General features: G+C 64.9%; 14 protein-coding genes. 2 read left to right on the forward strand and 12 right to left on the reverse strand.

What is annotated here, in order from left to right:
* Window position 1 precedes the first annotated feature (1 nt).
* Genes R2733_25400 through R2733_25415 form a run of 4 tightly spaced genes read right to left on the reverse strand, consistent with a single transcriptional unit; the run spans window position 2 to window position 4346 of the window.
* Window positions 2-1057, reverse strand: coding sequence for a glycosyltransferase family 4 protein (locus R2733_25400; protein MEZ5379856.1), 1056 nt, complete (start codon window positions 1055-1057; stop codon window positions 2-4).
* The gene (locus tag R2733_25405; GenBank protein MEZ5379857.1) at window positions 1057-1776 is read right to left on the reverse strand and encodes a methyltransferase domain-containing protein; all 720 of its coding nucleotides are present in this window, start codon (window positions 1774-1776) and stop codon (window positions 1057-1059) included. The genes R2733_25400 and R2733_25405 overlap by 1 nt, the downstream gene beginning before the upstream one ends.
* Window positions 1777-1801: 25 nt before the next feature.
* Window positions 1802-2695, reverse strand: a complete 894-nt coding sequence (locus tag R2733_25410; GenBank protein MEZ5379858.1) for a hypothetical protein — start codon at window positions 2693-2695, stop codon at window positions 1802-1804.
* 4 nt (window positions 2696-2699) lie between these two features.
* The gene (locus R2733_25415; protein MEZ5379859.1) at window positions 2700-4346 is read right to left on the reverse strand and encodes a hypothetical protein; all 1647 of its coding nucleotides are present in this window, start codon (window positions 4344-4346) and stop codon (window positions 2700-2702) included.
* Window positions 4347-4585: 239 nt separating this feature from the next.
* On the opposite strand from R2733_25415, the gene R2733_25420 reads away from it, so the two are divergent.
* Window positions 4586-5611 (forward strand): DUF268 domain-containing protein, encoded by a 1026-nt coding sequence (locus R2733_25420; GenBank protein MEZ5379860.1) that lies wholly within the window; start codon window positions 4586-4588, stop codon window positions 5609-5611.
* Complete coding sequence (locus R2733_25425) at window positions 5608-7938, forward strand: glycosyltransferase (protein ID MEZ5379861.1); 2331 nt, start codon at window positions 5608-5610, stop codon at window positions 7936-7938. Before R2733_25420 ends, R2733_25425 begins: the two co-directional genes overlap by 4 nt.
* On the opposite strand, the gene R2733_25430 is transcribed toward R2733_25425, so the two are convergent.
* The 8 genes from R2733_25430 to R2733_25465 form a co-directional block, all read right to left on the reverse strand.
* The gene (locus R2733_25430) at window positions 7926-9206 is read right to left on the reverse strand and encodes a glycosyltransferase (GenBank protein MEZ5379862.1); all 1281 of its coding nucleotides are present in this window, start codon (window positions 9204-9206) and stop codon (window positions 7926-7928) included. The genes R2733_25425 and R2733_25430 overlap by 13 nt on opposite strands.
* Window positions 9203-10399: a glycosyltransferase family 4 protein gene (locus tag R2733_25435; protein MEZ5379863.1), complete on the reverse strand. Its 1197-nt coding sequence runs from the start codon at window positions 10397-10399 to the stop codon at window positions 9203-9205. Before R2733_25435 ends, R2733_25430 begins: the two co-directional genes overlap by 4 nt.
* Window positions 10396-11598, reverse strand: a complete 1203-nt coding sequence (locus tag R2733_25440) for an ABC transporter ATP-binding protein (protein ID MEZ5379864.1) — start codon at window positions 11596-11598, stop codon at window positions 10396-10398. The genes R2733_25435 and R2733_25440 overlap by 4 nt, the downstream gene beginning before the upstream one ends.
* Window positions 11598-12518, reverse strand: a complete 921-nt coding sequence (locus tag R2733_25445; protein ID MEZ5379865.1) for an ABC transporter permease — start codon at window positions 12516-12518, stop codon at window positions 11598-11600. The genes R2733_25440 and R2733_25445 overlap by 1 nt, the downstream gene beginning before the upstream one ends.
* Window positions 12505-13578 carry a glycosyltransferase family 2 protein gene (locus R2733_25450; GenBank protein MEZ5379866.1) on the reverse strand — a complete coding sequence of 358 codons (1074 nt, stop codon included), beginning with the start codon at window positions 13576-13578 and terminating at the stop codon, window positions 12505-12507. The genes R2733_25445 and R2733_25450 overlap by 14 nt, the downstream gene beginning before the upstream one ends.
* Window positions 13579-13642: 64 nt before the next feature.
* Window positions 13643-14767, reverse strand: a complete 1125-nt coding sequence (locus R2733_25455; protein ID MEZ5379867.1) for a methyltransferase domain-containing protein — start codon at window positions 14765-14767, stop codon at window positions 13643-13645.
* Window positions 14767-15015 carry a hypothetical protein gene (locus R2733_25460; GenBank protein ID MEZ5379868.1) on the reverse strand — a complete coding sequence of 83 codons (249 nt, stop codon included), beginning with the start codon at window positions 15013-15015 and terminating at the stop codon, window positions 14767-14769. The genes R2733_25455 and R2733_25460 overlap by 1 nt, the downstream gene beginning before the upstream one ends.
* A gap of 22 nt (window positions 15016-15037) precedes the next feature.
* Window positions 15038-16945, reverse strand: a complete 1908-nt coding sequence (locus tag R2733_25465) for a SpoIID/LytB domain-containing protein (protein ID MEZ5379869.1) — start codon at window positions 16943-16945, stop codon at window positions 15038-15040.
* Window positions 16946-16964 lie beyond the last annotated feature (19 nt).

Below are 16964 nucleotides of genomic sequence, written 5' to 3' on the forward strand. Positions count from 1 at the left end.
ATCACGAGCCGGATCCGTCGAACAGCGCGACGACTTGTTCCGCTCGATCCTGGATGTTCCATCGGCGCAGGACATCATCACGAGCCGCCGTGCCGAGTGCCCGTCGGCGCTCGTCGTCATCGAGGACCGCTCGAAGCAGCTCACCGAGACCATCGACCGGCCCGAGGAGCCCAGTGACGTCATGCTCCACTGCTTCGGCTAGCGGAGCAACGTCGCTGCCGATCACGACATTGCCGGCCGCCATGACCTCGAGCGCCGTCTGCGAGATGCCGAGAACCGACACGCCGGTACGAAACGGGAGGAGCATGATGTCGCAATCCCCGAGCGTCTCCAGCAAATCGACCTCATCGAGGAATCCTTTGACCGTCACCCGCTCATCGCCTTCGAACCTGTGTCGAGCCTCCTCCTCGAACTCGCCGGTACCAGCGATGATGGCTGTGAGACGGGGTTCTCGATCGAGAGCGTCACGGATCAGGTCGAGAGCGATGTCGGCGCCCTTCACGCGATTGAGGTGATTGACGAATCCGATCGTGAGACCTTCTGACTCGGTTGCCTGATCGGGAACATCGACGCCTGGCAGGAGCAGACCAACAGGTCGACCGAGCTGCCCTGCGAGCTGATCACGGAGCGATGTCGACGTGGCGAGTACCGATTCGAATCGCGAGAGCGCACGCACGAAGAACCGGTTGCCCCTCCCGTCCACATGAGTGGCCTGGAGGAAGATACGACGAGCCGAGCTCCGGCGCAGAGCGAGCGAGAAGGCCTCGACATAGGGCGCCGCCTTGCGCTGGTCGTAGATTCCCGACACGAAAACGATCCCGTCGAGGTCGAGACTCCGAGCCTTGTGACCGGCGGCCACCGGAAAGATGCCAGCGCACCGATGAACTGCGTGACCGTCGAGCGTGAGGAACTTGTCGTCGCCCCACGAGCGGGAGGTGATGACGTGCAGCTCGCACCGACCAGCGAGTGCCCGGTCGAGGACTCGAAGGAACCCGATGATTCCCGAGACCCGCTCGAGCGGCGGGTAGTACTTGACGACGACGCCGACGCGCCTCATCAGCCAACGTCGGGCCGGAGGGTCACCAGAAGATAGCCACCGAACCGGCGGGCAATTCCGGAGTCTGCCAATCGGCGATCGAGGAACCGGATCAGCGAACCGAGCACCGGAGCGGTGTAGAACTGCCCGGTTGCCGCAAGCACGCGGATCCCCCGCACCGCCTCGATGTGCCAGCCGGCCGGAACGTAGCCCTCGATGTCTCGTACCGTGTCGTGGCGGACGAAGACCGGCTCATGACCACGTTTGCGGGTCATGATCCGATAGGTCAGCCCTTTGAAGCTGAGCGGGTTGTAGAACTCGACCAACATGGTCCCCCCGGGTCGCACGACCCGGGCCAGTTCCTCCAGGCCACCAACGATGTCGGGAACGTGCGGCAGAACCTTGCACGAGTACGCGACGTCGAACGAGTCGTCGGGAAACGGCAGATCGTTCACGCTCGCGTTCGCAACGTCGAGCCCTTTGGCCTTGCTCACCCCGGCCATTCCCAGCGAGAGGTCGATGCCCACGGCCCGAGTCGCGACTCGTGAGGTGCGCTCGAGGATCAAGCCGGTGCCCACGCCGATCTCGAGGATGTCGCCACCCCGGGCGTAGGTCTGAATCCGCTCGACCTCGAGGTCGTTGATCAGCGAGTAGTACCCCTCTCGCCGCTCACCTTCGTACCAAGTCGAGTAGTCGTCGTAGTAGCCGGCAATTTTCGATCGCTTGTGGTCGTCGGTCAACGTGCTCCCTTTCCGGGATCGAACCTTACCCAGCCTCATTGCGTGTGGTGGGGACGGCGGCCATCCGATCTCGCACGACAATTGCGAGATTCGCCGCGAACAGCACGACGAGCCCAGCGACACGGTCTGCCGCTGCCGCGCCTACGCCAACCGCAGCGTCGAGATCGACGAGGGTCGCAACGGCACCCGAGAGCGCCTCTCGAAGCCCGATCCCCGCTGGAAACACACCGGCCGCACTGGCGATCGCACCCGAGACTGCGAGAGCGAGGCCCTGCGATGGGCGAACAGCCACCGACAGTGCGACGAGAACACCGTAGGCCCGAAGCCCGGCAACGATGGTGAGCGTCGCCTCGATTGCCGACATCCGAGCGATGTGCGCTCGGGTTGCGCCGTGCCTGATCCCTGTCACGACACCCAGGGCCCAGACGCCCAGGCCGACACCGGCGCTCACGCCAGCGAGGACCCATGATCCGAGCAGTCCGAACCCGGCGCCGGAAACGATGCCGGAGAGTCCGAGCCAGATCAGTCCACTCGCGGCGTTGATCTTCGCTGCTCTGCCATAACCAGCACCACCGGCAGCGAGCGCCTGGGTTCGAACGAGCACCGCTCCGGGGACCGGAAGGAGGTTGGCCACGGTTCCGAGCACACTGATGCGCAGTGCCTCTGCAATCGTGACGTCTTGATCGCTGATCAGAGCCTGCGTCTGGAACTCCTTTGCATTCAGCCAGATCGTGAAGCTGGGAGCACAGATCCCAATGCCGATCATTAGCGGCCAGCGCACTCCTCCGGTATCGGGGAAGTTGCGGATGGCATAGACGACGGCCACGACCAAGAGCGCCAGCGAGAGCACAGAAGCGACCGTCTTCATCCGTCCCGTGGGCCGACGCAGCGCGGCCAGGGCGAGGATCAGGCGTCGCATGTCGTCACGAGCAGCGATCAACGAGATCTTCGCTCACGAGCGACGCCCGGCAGAGCTGATCAGCGGCCAGGAGCTGGTCCTGCAATTCGCCGGGCATGACCCAGATCGTCTCGTTCACACGTGTCTCAGATGCATACGGCAGCGCACGCCAGCGCTCGGCATCCGCCCAGTCCGTTCTCGAAATCACGACCTCGGTCGGGACTTGATCTGCTGAGCTGTCGAACTGGTGCAAATCGTACTCGTGAAGCCAGTAGGCGTACCCATTGTTCCCATAGAGCGTCAACCGGTGAACGTCATAGGAGATCGATGCCGGGTCGAGGTCTTCGACGGCTGACTGCATCTCGATCGTCCGCTGCCATGGGCGATCGAGAGGCCGCATCGTGTGCATCTCTGCCCGCCAGGCCATCAGAGTGAAGGCGGCACCGACCAGCAGGAGTCGGGCCATCCACCACCGCGCTGGAGGGAAGAGCAAGATGACGAGCGACACGACGGCGGTGGCCGTCGCTTCCCACAGCGGAATTCGCTGATCTGATGGGTCGATCCATGGTGCGATCCCACCAACCGATATGGCAGCGATGGGGAGACCGCTGAGATAACCAGGTAGTGCGACGGTCTTGAGCGCCGCAGCGGCCACCGCAGTGACTGTCCCGCCGCTGATCAGCCAGCGAGCAAGTTCTCTCCGATTGGTGACCGTCACGACGACCGTCGCACCGGCAAGGACGCAGAACGAGAGAACGGCATCCCAATGCCGACCATAGATCACGTAGTCGAGACGACGATCCCCTCCGGCCACCGACACAGAGAAACCAGGCACGATGACAACCCCGAGGAAAACCAAGGCTGCGATGTACCACTGCTCGACAACGATCTCCTTCGCACGAGCCGCTCGCCATGACCGTCCGGCCAAGACGAGAACACCGATCGCAGCCAAGCCCAAAGAGCTCACCGTCATGTACCAGATCGGCCCGACGGTCGATGAAGCCAGCGACCTGGGTTGCAGCTCGCCAAAGTACCCAGCGCCTTTCGAGAATCGACTGAACCCAAGCGTGTAGAGGTTGGACTTGAGCCAACGATGAACGACTTCAGCAAGAAGGACGGTGGGCACCATCGACACGAAAACACCGAGAGGTCGCCAGGTGCGCCAGACCGCAACTGCAGCGAGTGCCATCAACGAAGCAGCCGCGATCATCGCCAGACCTCGGCCGTGAATCCAGAACATGCTCCCACTCGCAAGACCTACAACGAGGGCTGAAGCGAAGTTTCGTCGCTCGACCCATCGAACGACGGCGACAGCGGCCGTGAGACCCACCAGCGAATAGAACGACTCCGAGTAGGCGTAGCCCGCCATGATGGATCGCCCCGGATACAGCGCTGCGATGGTGGCGACGGCGATGCTCGCTGGATGATCCAGATCGAAGACCCTGCGTGCCAGCCAAGCCAATGGCAGCACCTGCAGCGCCCCGAGCACTGCGATGAAAACCATCACCGAGCGGTAGAGCGTTCCTGGGTCGCTGATGAGTGCAGTCAACGGAACGAGCGCCAACGACCAGCCGGAGTAGTAGAAACCCATCGGCCCGATTCGCACGCTCGAGCCCTGCTCGACGATGGCCCGGCTGTTCATCAGGTAGCCGATCTCGTCCTCGAACACCATCGGCCCCGCTGCATCCCTCGACGCGATCAGGTGAACGGCGAAGACGACTGTCAGTCCGGTCAGCAAGAGAGCCGCCCGTTGGGCATCGACTCGTCGCGTTGGATTGACGTGGTGATCCTGCAAATCAGCTCTCGGTCCCTCGGGGTTCGACAGAGGCTATAGCGGCGGCCCGCCCGCTTTGCGGGACCCTCGCCCTCGAGGTGCGTCGATTGATTGACGATCTGGGCCATGATGGTCGGATGTCAATCATTCGCAAGGGTCTCGCAGCGGGGCGACGCGCTGTAACCGACCAAAATGGCGAGCTCGTCACACTGATCCATGCCATCAAGAACGAGATCGTTGAACGCCTCGATGCGATGGCCGGGCAGTCGGATGCGCTGCAGCGCTCGGTCAACGACCAGCTCGCGCTCCAGGCCACGCAGCTGTCGCACCTGGAGGCCCAGGTGCATGCCGCCCGTGACGAGGTGGGGTTCGCCCGGACCGCCATCGAAGCCCAGATCGAGCGGGTCGCACCCTCGGTGCGGCTCCACGAGCTGATCGGCGCGCCGTTGCCCCAGATCGACCAGACCGCCAGTGCCTTCCTCAACTACGCCAACTCGCATCGCGGACCGCTCGCCGATGCCGGGGTGTGGCTCAACAACCCCGTCGTGATCGAATGGAAGGAGGCCGACGCCGTCATCGGTGCCGTCAACGAACGGATCGTCGAGCAGCCGTTCACCTTCGCCGCACTCGGGCAGCTCCAGCCAGGTTCGAAGATCCTCGACATCGGTGGCGGTGAGAGCACGGTTGCCTTCTCGCTGGCATCGATGGGACATGAGGTCACCGTCATCGAGCCACAGGGTTACCCCTTCAGTCATCCGAACCTGACCGTGTTCGAGCGGCCGTTCGAAGAGTTCGAGCGTGCAAGCGACTTCGATGCCGTTGTGCTGCTCTCGACGATCGAACACTTCGGGATCGGCGCCTACCGGGGCAACCCCGCAGCGGCCGAGACCGCCGACCTCGACACCATGAGGCTGTTGAAGGAGGTCGTGCGCCCTGACGGACTCCTCGTGCTGACCACCCCGTACGGCCCGGCCGCAGTGAACGATCTGGAACGAACCTACGACCTCGATCGGCTGCAAAGGCTGCTCGACGGATGGTCGATCGATCAGGTCAGCATCGCCCGCCGAGACGACGCGTGCACGTGGAGTGTCGAGGCAACGGCGCTCGAGCCGCCACGGGGACCGGGCCGAGTGGTCATGCTCACCGCACACCCCGAGGCATGACCGTCGTCTTCGATCTGATCGGCTTCCAGAACCGGGAGCACGGTGAACGAGGGATCGCGCGATATGTCCAGAATCTGGCGCTGGGACTGGAGCGAGTCGATCCGGAATTCGTGGACCACTACCTCGTGCATCCGCATGTGCCGCTGCCGCAGGGAATCGAGCCCCTGATCACCTCGGGCAAGCTGCTTCGCTCCGACCGATTGCTCGACTGCGTCGATCACGCTGCGGGCGGTCTGTTCATCGCCGGGTCGGTCTTCGAGCTGCAGGAGCCGCTGTCGACCATCTTGCCGGCGTGGGCTCGTGCGCCGCAGTGGCGTACGGCTGCGGTGCTCTACGACCTCATTCCGTTGCGCTTCGCCGACTGGTATCTCTCGAATCCGGTGGTTCGCTACGAGTACGACACGAGGGTCGCCGCCCTGCGGCATTTCGACCACCTCCTCACGATCTCGGAGGCGACGGGACGCGACGCTGTCGAGTTCCTCGGGATCGGCGCTCATCGGATCACCACGATCTGGGCCGGGGCCGACGCTCAGTTCCGTCCGCCCACCAGCAGCCATGTCGAGGTGGCCCGCGACCTCGCCCGCCGGATCGAAGGGCTCCGTCCTTCCTATCTGATGTTCCCGAGCGGCATCGAGCGTCGCAAGAACATCGACCGCTTGCTCGAGGCCTACGCCGGCCTCCCGAGCGAACTCCGCCGCAAGAACCAATTGGTCTTGGTGTGCCGCACGACCGACCACGAACGTGTCGAACTCAGCCGCACCGCCGAACGCCTCGGTATTGCCGACGATCTCCTCGTCACCGGGTTCGTGAGCGACGACGACCTGGTCTCGCTCTACCAGGGCGCGGAACTCGTGGTCTTCCCCGCGATCTACGAGGGATTCGGCCTACCAGTCCTCGAGGCGATGCAGTGCGGCGCCCCGGTCATCTGCTCCGACTCGTCATCACTCGTCGAGGTGCAGACCGACCCGGCCGCCCGGTTCGATCCGAACTCGGTGGATGCCATCGAGCGAGCCCTCGTGGGAGCCCTCGGCGACCCCGTCGAGCGCGAGCGGCTGCGGTCGCTGCCACCACCCGACTTCAGCTGGGAGCGTTCGGCCCGGGCCACGATCGACGGTCTCACCACACTTACAGCGCCGACCCACCTCCCGGAGCGACGGCCGTCGCTCGCGTTGGTGACGCCCCTCCCCCGCCAGCGCTCCGGGATCGCCACCTATGCTGCTCGGCTGATCGAGCACCTTCGCGACGATCTCGACATCACCGTGTTCGTCGAGGGCGAACTTGACGACGTCGACGCGATCGATGGCGTCGCCATCCAACCGCTCCGGTTGCTGCCCGCATTCATCGAGCGCGGTGCAACCTTCGACGAAACGCTGTACTTCATGGGCAACTCGTCATTCCACGTCGATGCGCTCGAGATGCTCGAACGAGTGCCCGGCGACGTGCTCCTGCACGACGTCAGACTGTCCGGTCTCTACTCCGAGGTCAGAAGGCTCGCTCCCGAGCGGTTGCCGTACGCCTCCATGGGCGCCGCACTCGAGGAGATGTATCCCGAGCGTTATCGACGCTCGGTCGTGGCGAGCCCCGACCTGTGGCCCGAGACGGCCGCCCGATTCGGCATTCTCATGTCGGCTGCCGTCGCACGCCGGGCGAAGCGCCTGTTCGTGCACTCGCGCTACGCCGCGACACTCGTCGAGCTCGACGCCGGCCGTCGCCCCGAGCATCTCTTCGACATTCCGTGTCCAACGATCGATCCTGTCGACACGCCTCGTGCGTCCGCACCGCTCATTGCGAGCTTCGGCATCGTGGCCCCGGTCAAGCAACCGGTGCTGCTGATCGAGGCCCTTGCGCTCGTTCGGGCGTCGGTCCCGGCGGCGCAACTGGTCTTCGCCGGAGGCTGCGATCCTGCCTACCAGGAAGAACTCGCCACGTTCGCCGCCGACCGAGGAGTCGCTGAGGCCGTGCGATTCCTGGGGCACGTCGACGATGATGAGTTCCAGGCCCTGCAGCAGGAGGCAGCGGTGGCAGTGCAGCTTCGGGCATTCACCAACGGTGAGTCGTCGGCTGCGATCACCGAAACCTTGGCGGTCGGGCTCCCGACGATCGTCTCCGACCTCGGTTCGATGGCGGAGCTCCCACGTGATGTGGTCGCCCATCTCGATCCCCAGGCCGACGCCGCCGAGCTCGCATCGCTGATCGCCGCGCTTCTGGAAGATGCCGAGCAACGTGCATCGCTCGGTCGCCGCTCACTGGAGTACGCCGCGGCTCACTCGTTCGAAGCGGCTGCCGAGGTCGTTCGCCAGCTGGTGGTCGGCACTCAGCGATCCTGAGAGCCGAGCACCCGGTTCAACTCCTCTTCGAGCCGGTTGATACGGTCGACGATCGGCTGCAGCTGCCAGCCCGTGACCATGCGAACCGCTCGTTTGGCGTAGGCGGCCGCCGGGCGATGTGAGGTAGCCGGGGGCAGCGACAGCCGCTCGCCGAGATCGAGGGCCTGCGACCGATCCGTGCCCATCGCCGTTCGCACGTGGCGTTCGATGGCCTCGGTGGTCGGGTCGATCCTGGCGACCGGTGCGGCAGTTGGATCGTTGTCTGATGCCCCTGCCATGCCCGCACGCGACCGCATCACCGCTGCGAGTTCATGGTCGTCTCCGAAGGTCTGTGAGCCTTTACGGAGCTGACCCTCGAGCCCTCCGACCTGTGAGGCGATCACGGGACGGCCGATCAGGTTGGCTCGCTCCAGGACTCCCGACGAGAAGATCTCGCGATAGGGCAGCACGACGGTATCAGCAGCGCGGATCCACAGATCGAACTCTGCGTCACTGACGAATCGTTCGTGGAAGGTCGCTCCCGGCACCGCGTCGATCTGCCGGCGCAGCGAACGTGCATAGGCAACGAACTCGGGAACGTCGACGCGAACCGAACCCACGACGTGCAGTTCGGCTCTCCCCTCTAGCCCCGCCTCGGCGAACGCTCGAACCGCTCGGTCGAATCCCTTGTGGGCCTGCAGGAAACCAATGGCAAGGAAGACGTGCCCCGTGGTCGACAGGCCCAGCTCGATCCGGGCGTCATCCTGGGTGGCATTGGCATGCGATGCGAAGTACCGCCCATGATCGACCAGGACCACCTCGGAGACATCCAGACCGAATGTTGCGCAGAGTTTCTGGCGCTCGGGCTCGGTGTGGACACTCACGACCTCGGCCGCTCGAAGCGCCCGAGCACCCGCACGTCGCTCGAGCGGATTGCGCTCAGCCGGTCCGTACTCCACTTCGTGGACACGCAGCTCCGTCGGCCGCCGACGGCAGACGGCTTCAAGGGTCGACCACGCGGCTACTCGCTCGATCGGGTTCCGGCAAGCCCCATGGAGCAGCTCCGGGAAGAGTTGGATGACGATCTGATCGATCCCGTCGAGCTGTCGCAGCAGGCGCGTCCAGCCCTTCGGCCCGCCGAGCACGAGGTGACGGTGCGCGGCGCTCGGCGTTGGTGACAGGACCTCGATGTCTTCCCCCGCCCGCATACGGGCGACGACTTCCTGCGCCGTGTAGGTGGCGATGCCGTCGCGCGACGGCGGATACGGCGAGATCATCAGGGTGGTCATGACGGCGCCCCCGTCCACTCGAACAGCGTCTGTTCGACACGATCGAGTACATCCTCCCAGCGATAGTGGGCCAACACGTATGCCCGACCGGTTCGAGCCAGATCGCCGGCCAGCTGAGCGTCGGACCCCAGCACCTCGAGGAAGCCCAGCAGTTCGTCGAGCGAGCGGTAACGAACACCCGCCCCACTCCGCTCGACATGCCAGGAGACGACGTCGCTGGCCGCGTTCGCGATCACGGGCGTGCCGGCGAGCCATGCTTCCAACACCGTGAGCGAGAAACTCTCGAGTGCTGAAGGCTGGACGTAGGCCCGCGCTCCGGCCATGGCTGCGTTGCGCCCGTCTTCGCTGAGCAAGCCGACATCGTGCACCCGACCGGCGAGGTGCGCAGGGTGTCCGGTATCGCCGACACCGGACGTGACGAGATCGAGCTGTCCGCCCGCCCCGACGTAGTGCTCGAACGTGGCGAGCAGATCGGTCCAGCCCTTGCCCCACTCCCGACGACCGGCGTAATAGAAGAAGTCGCGCTCGAGTCCGTGGGACGACCGGAACCCGTCGACGTCATAGTGCTCGGGCACAGCAACGCCAGCGCCGATCTCGGCACGACGCCGCGGCAGCGTGAACAACTGCTCGGCGAGCTCCTGTTCCGGACGGGTCAGGAACCACAGGCCGCGTGCCCCGCCGAACAACGGAGCGAAGATCTCCTGCCTTGCCGGTGGTTCGTCGTGCAGACAGGGCATCAGGATGGTCTTCTCAGGCGCAATCTGACCGACGGCGAACGTGGTCCAGAACATGTACGGGGCGAAGACCAGTGCCCGGTAGTCGGCGCGGTGCACCGCCACGTGGTGCCACAGGCCGCTGACTCGGAGACTGTCGTTGATCCACAACTGCTGGTCGACCAGCGACACCCGTTCGCCGCTCAGGATCGCGTTGCCGATGTGCTGCCGGTGCCGTCCATCGGTGTCGGTTTGTGTCGGGAACCGTCGAACGGTCATGCCATCGACCGAGCTGACCCCCTCGGGATACTCGTTGGCCCACGTGAAGTGATCGCGAGCACAGGTCGTGAGGATCTCGACGTCCCAGCCCCGCTTGGCCAGGCCGCGGCCGATGTCGGCCACGACCGCCTCGGCACCACCGATCACCTCGCGGCCGAACCGAGGCGGGACGAGACCGATGCGCCCCGATCGTTCGCTCACGACGTGTGCTCCTCGACATGGATCTTCAGCTTGACGCGTCCGGTGATGGGGCCGCCGCTGTCGACGTCGAAGGCAGTCTGCTGTTCACTGCGTGCGTACTCGAACGTCTCGGTCTGATCCTGCAGCACGAAGCTGACCAAGTAGCGACCATCCATCAGCGGGAGATCGTCGATCACGAACTCGATCATGGCGTCGCCGTCGGCATGGACCACGTCGCCGCCCCGAATGTCGTGCGTCGATGCGTTGTAGAGCAGCACTCCATCGTGGCTATGCATGATCATCCGCCCCCGAATACCGCCGACGGGGCCGGCCGTTCGGTAGTGGACCTGCAGGCGGACCTGATCGCCCGGACGGAACGCGTCACGCCCATCCGACGGGGGAACAACGACGGTTCGGGTGATCACGACGCCCTCGTTGACCGGGACGTCCTCCTGCTCATCAGGCTGGTCGGGCAGGACGATGCCCTTGTTGGCCAATGAGCGACGATAGATCGTGACCGCCTTGCCGACATCGCCGACATGCAGCACGCGTCCGTGGTCCAGGACCACCGAGCTGGAGCACACCTGCCGCACTTGTTCGGGCGAGTGCGTCACCAGCAGGATCGTTCGACCGTCGTTCTGGAATCCACGCACCCGTTCCATGCATTTGCGTTGGAAAGCTTCGTCGCCAACGGCGAGCACCTCGTCGACGAGCAGCACATCGGGTTCGAGGTTCACCGCGACACCGAACCCGAGACGTGCGTACATCCCCGACGAGTAGTGCTTGACCTGCGAGTCGATGAAGTCGTGCAGCTCGGAGAACTCCACGATGTCGTCGAAGATCTGGTCGATTCGTTGGCGGCTGAAACCCAGAATCGAACCGTTCAGGTACACGTTCTCGCGGCCGGTGAGATCAGGATGGAACCCAGCACCCAATTCGAGCAGGGCCGAGAGCCGACCGCGAACGGCCACCGAGCCCTCGGTCGGACGGAGTGTGCCGGCAATGCACTTCAACAACGTCGACTTGCCCGAACCGTTGTGGCCGAGGATGCCGATGGTCTCACCTGCCTCGACCTCGAAACTGACATCGTCGAGCGCATTGAACGACTCGACCGAGTTGTCACGCAGCGTGAGCAGCCGATCCTTGAGTGTCTTCGCCGGCTCGGAGTTGCGCTTGAAGGTCTTGGTGACGTGTCGGACCTCGACCGCGAATTCGGCCACTAGAGCTCCTCGCCGAAGTTGGCCTCGAGGCGTCGAAAGACCCGGAATCCCAGCATCAGGACGACGAGGCCGACACCGATCTCGATGACGAGGTTCTGGAGGAACCACCAGCCGTCGTGCATGAGGAAACCGAACGTGTCGGTCTGCACCTGGGGGTCGAAATTCTCGGGGTTGTAGAGGACCCGCTGGAAGGTCGTGACGACGGGGATCATCGGGTTGAGAAGCGTCAGACGTTCCGCACCGAGCCCCCAGCGGTCGGTCACGGCGCGTGCGACGAAGTCGTACTGGTAGACGATCGGCGTGAACCAGAACCAGGTCAGCACGCCGAGCTCGAGGAAATGCTGGACGTCGCGGAAGTAGACGTTGACCGCCGAGAGCAACAGACCGAGGCCGGTGCCCAGCAGCAGCGCCACCAGCAGCGCCGGGATCAGGAGCGGTAGCAGATCCCACGCCGGTGCCTGCCGGAAGGCGCTCAGCCCGATGAGCAGCACGATCATCTGGAACCAGAAGGTGACGAATGAGGCTCCGACCGCGGAGAGCGGGAGGATCTCGCGCGGGAACCACACCTTCTGCACGAGTGTTGCGTTGCCGGTGATGGAGGTGGTGGCCGCTGTCATCCCCATCGAGAACAAGTTCCAGGCCTGGAGGCCCGACAACAGCAACAACCCGTAGCGCGGGGCGCCGCTCGGCAGGATCACGCCGAAGACGAGGCTGAAGACCGCGAGGTACAGCAACGGGTTGAGAAAGGTCCACACGATGCCGAGCACGCTGTTCTTGTACTTGACCTTGATCTCACGCATCGTGAGGTTGACCAGGAGTTCGCGATAGCGCCAAATGTCGCCCAACCGCGAACTCAGCCCGACGTCGTCGGCGCTGTTCTCGAGGACCGTCTTGGCGCCCGAGGTATCAGGAGTTGTCATAGACCGTGGAGTGCCTGACCGTTCGCGAAGCGCCGGACGGGGGCTCGCTCGATGATGTTGTTGGGGTGGTGGTCGTGGTGGTCACGGTACCGGGCTCATAGTGCGACGGGGGCACGCCCAGTTGCAGCTCCACTCGGCGAACTCGTTCCAGGATCCGCTGCGACACCATCCGATGACTCGAGATCAGGTCGGCAACGACAGCAAGTACGGCGACCTGCAGCGAGCCGAGCACGAGCACGGCACCCAGCACGATCGATTGGAGGTGTCCGGATGAATCGCCATTGAGCAGCCAATCTGCTGCGAACGGGATGAACGCCACCAACCCCATCACGAAGAGCACGGCAGCGATGGTGGAGAAGAACTTGAGCGGTTCGTAGGCCGCGAAGACTCGACCGATCGTCAAGATGTTGCGACGGATGTAGCCCCACATCGATCCGAACAGCCGGGACTCTCGCATCTTGGCGTTGGTGTCGACCGGGATGGAGGCAACGGCGGCGTTCATCTTCCCCGCCTGGATGAGCGACTCGATCGTGTAGGTGTATCGATTGACGACGGTCAGCTGGATGGCCGCTTCGCGGTCGTAAGCCCGGAACCCCGACGTTGCGTCAGGCACCTCGGTCTCCGACGCTCGGCGCACCACCCAACTACCAAGCAGTTGGAGCCGGATCTTGAGCCGCGAGAACTCCTCGACACCCCGCACGTTGCGGTCGCCGACAACGAGGTCGGCGCGTCCCTGCAGGATCGGCGCCACCAGCATCGGGATGTAGCTGGCGTCGTACTGGTTGTCGGCGTCGGTGTTGACGATCACATCGGCGCCCAGCTTGAGACTGGCATCGAGCCCAGCTTGGAACGCAGCGGCAAGCCCCCGGTTCTGGGGCATTCGAACGATGTGGTCGACACCGTGTTCCTTGGCGACTTCGATCGTTCGGTCGTCACTGCCGTCATCGATCACCAACCACTCGACGACATCGAATCCAGGCACTGCTCTCGGAAGGGCCCCCAGTGAGGTGGGAAGCTGCGACTCTTCGTTGAGACAGGGAATCTGGATGATCAGTTTCAACGGCCGGTCCCTCCATTGGCGACGCCTCAGCCTAGCCCGGGGGCATCAGCCAGAGGCGGAACGCTCAGCGAGTGGGTGCACCGTGTCGCCGAGGCACGACGTGCTGGCTGAGCGCCCACGTGGATTCGTCGCCGGTGTAGATGCCGGCAGGGGTCCGGTCGACGATCGAGGACACCTTTCGCGCAACCACGAAGAGTGAGTCGCCGCGCATCCGCTGGTCGTACCCACCGTCGATGATCAATTCGGTGACCTCGGGTTCGTCGGGGAACCACACGTCGACCGTGGTGAGAAGGTCGAGATGGAATCCGGCGCGGCGGACCATCGTGGCCAACATCGAAGGGGTGAACTCCTGGTGATGGCGATCCATCGAACCCTCCCGCTCGAAGAGCGGGTAGTTGAACGGATGCCGTCCGTTCAGGGCCTGAGCGATCGAGTGACGGCTGATGATGTTCGGTGTGGTCAGGACGAGGAGCCCACCGGTGCGCAAGACACGGTTGAAATCCACGAGCAGCTGTACCGGATCGGTCGGCATGTGTTCGATGATCTCACCGGCGAGCACGAGGTCGAACATCTCGTCGTCGCACGGGAGCCGGTGCCGCTCGGCGTCGTACCAGACCTCGGCCTTGGCACCCGCGTCAACCCAGAAACCCGAGGCAGGCCGGGCGTCGGCGTCACGATCCTCGGCGAACAGTGTGCCGGCGACCCAATAGCCGAGATCGGTCAGGTAGCGGATCGTGAGCGGGAAGGCCGATGCGTCGAGGGCCCGCGCACCGAGTGGGGCCTGCGGCACCAGCGACAGTGTCTCGACGAATCGTTTGCCGTGGGCTGCGACATAGCCGTCCCAGCTCTCGGGAACGATCGGTTTGGCGGCATCGAGCCGACGCGCCACCTCATCGTTCGACAGGCACTCGCCGTCGAGCGTGGTGTGGCGCCGACCATCGGAGCCGGTGCTCAGATGACCATCGACGATGGTCGGCGCACCGACCGTCGACCAGTCGGCCACCAGCTGCTCGGCCTCGGAGCGGCTCGCGACCACCAGCCCCCGATGACCGCTTGCCGACAGGCGTTCGGCCATCTGGCCGTCGGCGACGACCACCGCAGCCGAGAGGCAGAGCCTGGCCAGATCGGCGAGCGAACGGTCGAGGTGTCCTTCATCGAGCTCGACGATCTCGGGGACCCGTTGCGACATCAGGCAGTCGGTGTCGAGGGCGGGCCGAGCCGATCGATGAACGCCAGGGAGAAGGACAGCTCCTCGCGGAGCTGGGCGATCTCGGCGCGCAGTTCGGCGATCTCGGAACGCAACTCCACCACCTCGGGGCTCGGGCGCGAGTCGCCGGCAGCAGTGAGATGCACCACCGCTGCGTCGGGCCGACCGGCGACGAGTGCGGCGAGAGGGAGGAAGCGGGAAGGGATGTGGTCAGCAAGTGGGTTCGACATCAGGTGGCTCGTTCGGCAGGGATCAGCTCTGGGTGGACTGGTAGAACTCGTCGGAGGTGCCGAGCTCGGCGGCCACGACGAGATCGTCGGTGAGGGCGATCCGCTCGGCGGCGGCGTCTCGTCCGGCCGCGTCGGCCGGGCGGCCGAGCACCCGGAGGTAGAGACGGTCGGCGCGATCTCGGCGGGACTCGATCGAGACGTAGAAGCCCGAGGCGACGTCGGGTGGTGACACCGTGGGCTTCGCCATCTGCTGGACCCAGTACGCAAGGCCCGCAGCGTCGGGTTCGCGGTGCAGGAGGTCTCGATACAGCGCCCGAACGAACGGCTCGGGACTCCCACCGGTGCGCTGGTAGTACTCCTGCGAACCGTAGAAGTAGATGCCGAGTTCGGCATACGGCGTCTTCTTCCCGACCATGATGTCGAGCCAGTACGCGCTACCGATCTCGTCGGGTGCCCGACCGAGTGAGGTTTCGTAGAGCTCGTCGACCATCACGCCCGCGAACTGGGGTGTCTTCGACAGCGCCGAGGTAAGTTCGGCCCGGCTGGCACCGTTCTGGAGTCGGTCGTACCACACCGACAGCTCGGCGCTGCTCGGCGGGCCACCGGTGTAGACCTGATAGGCCCCCTCGATGAACTTGGCGGTCGGTGTTCCCACCAGGTCGGACCGGTACACCACACCGGGGGTGAACCAGTCCGACTTCAGCTGATAGTTGAAGGCTGCTCGGACTTCTTGCCCGCTGAGAAGCTTCGAACCATTCTCGAAAATGGCCTTGGCCTGCAGCACACGACCCCCGTCGCCGTGAGGGTCGAGGCCGTTGCGTTGGGTGACATCGAGCGACAGGAGGCGGCCAAGGCCGTAGCGAGCCTCGATGGTGGAGGTCGACAATCGAGCGGTCCAGGTGCTGTTCGGATTGGCCGGAATCGAGTCGCCCTCGTCGATCACGGCGGTGAAGTCACCACCTGCGGTGTAGCCGCCGGTGCTGGAGGAGAACTCGGTTCGGGCGATCGTGCCGAGCGGCGTCAGCCGGACCATGCCGTCGGTGGCGGCGATGGCGGCATCGGTGGACGGCGCCGTGACGGCTACGCCGTTGCGATAACGCCCCGCATAGACCTGACAGGTGGTGGTGTCGCAGGTGTCGGCATACTCCTGCTGACGAGTGTCGCCGGCCATGGCATACGAGCGAGCAGCAACCGCCTGCGCTTCGAGTGCCGGAGCGAGCCACGAGGCCGACACCTCCTTCGGCACCACGCCCCGCAGGTACTCCTGCATCGTGGTGGTGTTGACCGTGGCCAGACCGGTGAGGCGATTGGCGGAGGCGACGCCTCGATCGAGGATCGTCAGCGTGCCGCTGTAGGAGGTCCAGTTGGCGCCGTCACAGATGGCGAGCAGACCGCTGCTGGTGTCGGCCGGGTTGGTATCGCCGACGGTGAACGACGTGCCGGCGGGCAGCGGGACGGACTCGCTCCATGGGCCAGCGCACGAGGTGGCGGTCTGGAACGTGAACCCACCGTTGCCGTTGGCGGCGACGAGCAGGGCCTGGGTTGCCGGAATCGGGAGCGGGGTCCCTACGGCATCGCTCAGTGTGAGCGTGCCCTCGGGAACGAACACATACAGCGACTTGTTCCGGCGAGAGACCAGGTCGACTCGCACCGCCGCGGCGTTGACGGGCGCACCGGCGGGGATGGTGCCGGCGGTGGTGCCGCCGTAGTAGTGGTCGAGGATCTGGGCCGAGGTCCAGCCCTGCTGGGCGTACCCCAGCGCACCCCACTGCCCCATGCCGCGGCCGTGTCCCCAGCCGCGGCCGGTGAACTCGATCTCGGCCTGGGCCGATGCGGCAGAAGCGGGGTTGGCCGGCACGACGAGCGTCAGCAACACCGTGAGGGCGGCGAGCAGGCCGAGGCGTCGTCGAAGCAGACCGGAAGCAAACATTGTCGTCACGATAATCGTC

This window comes from Acidimicrobiales bacterium, assembly GCA_041394265.1.
Taxonomy (GTDB): domain Bacteria; phylum Actinomycetota; class Acidimicrobiia; order Acidimicrobiales; family SZUA-35; genus JBBQUN01.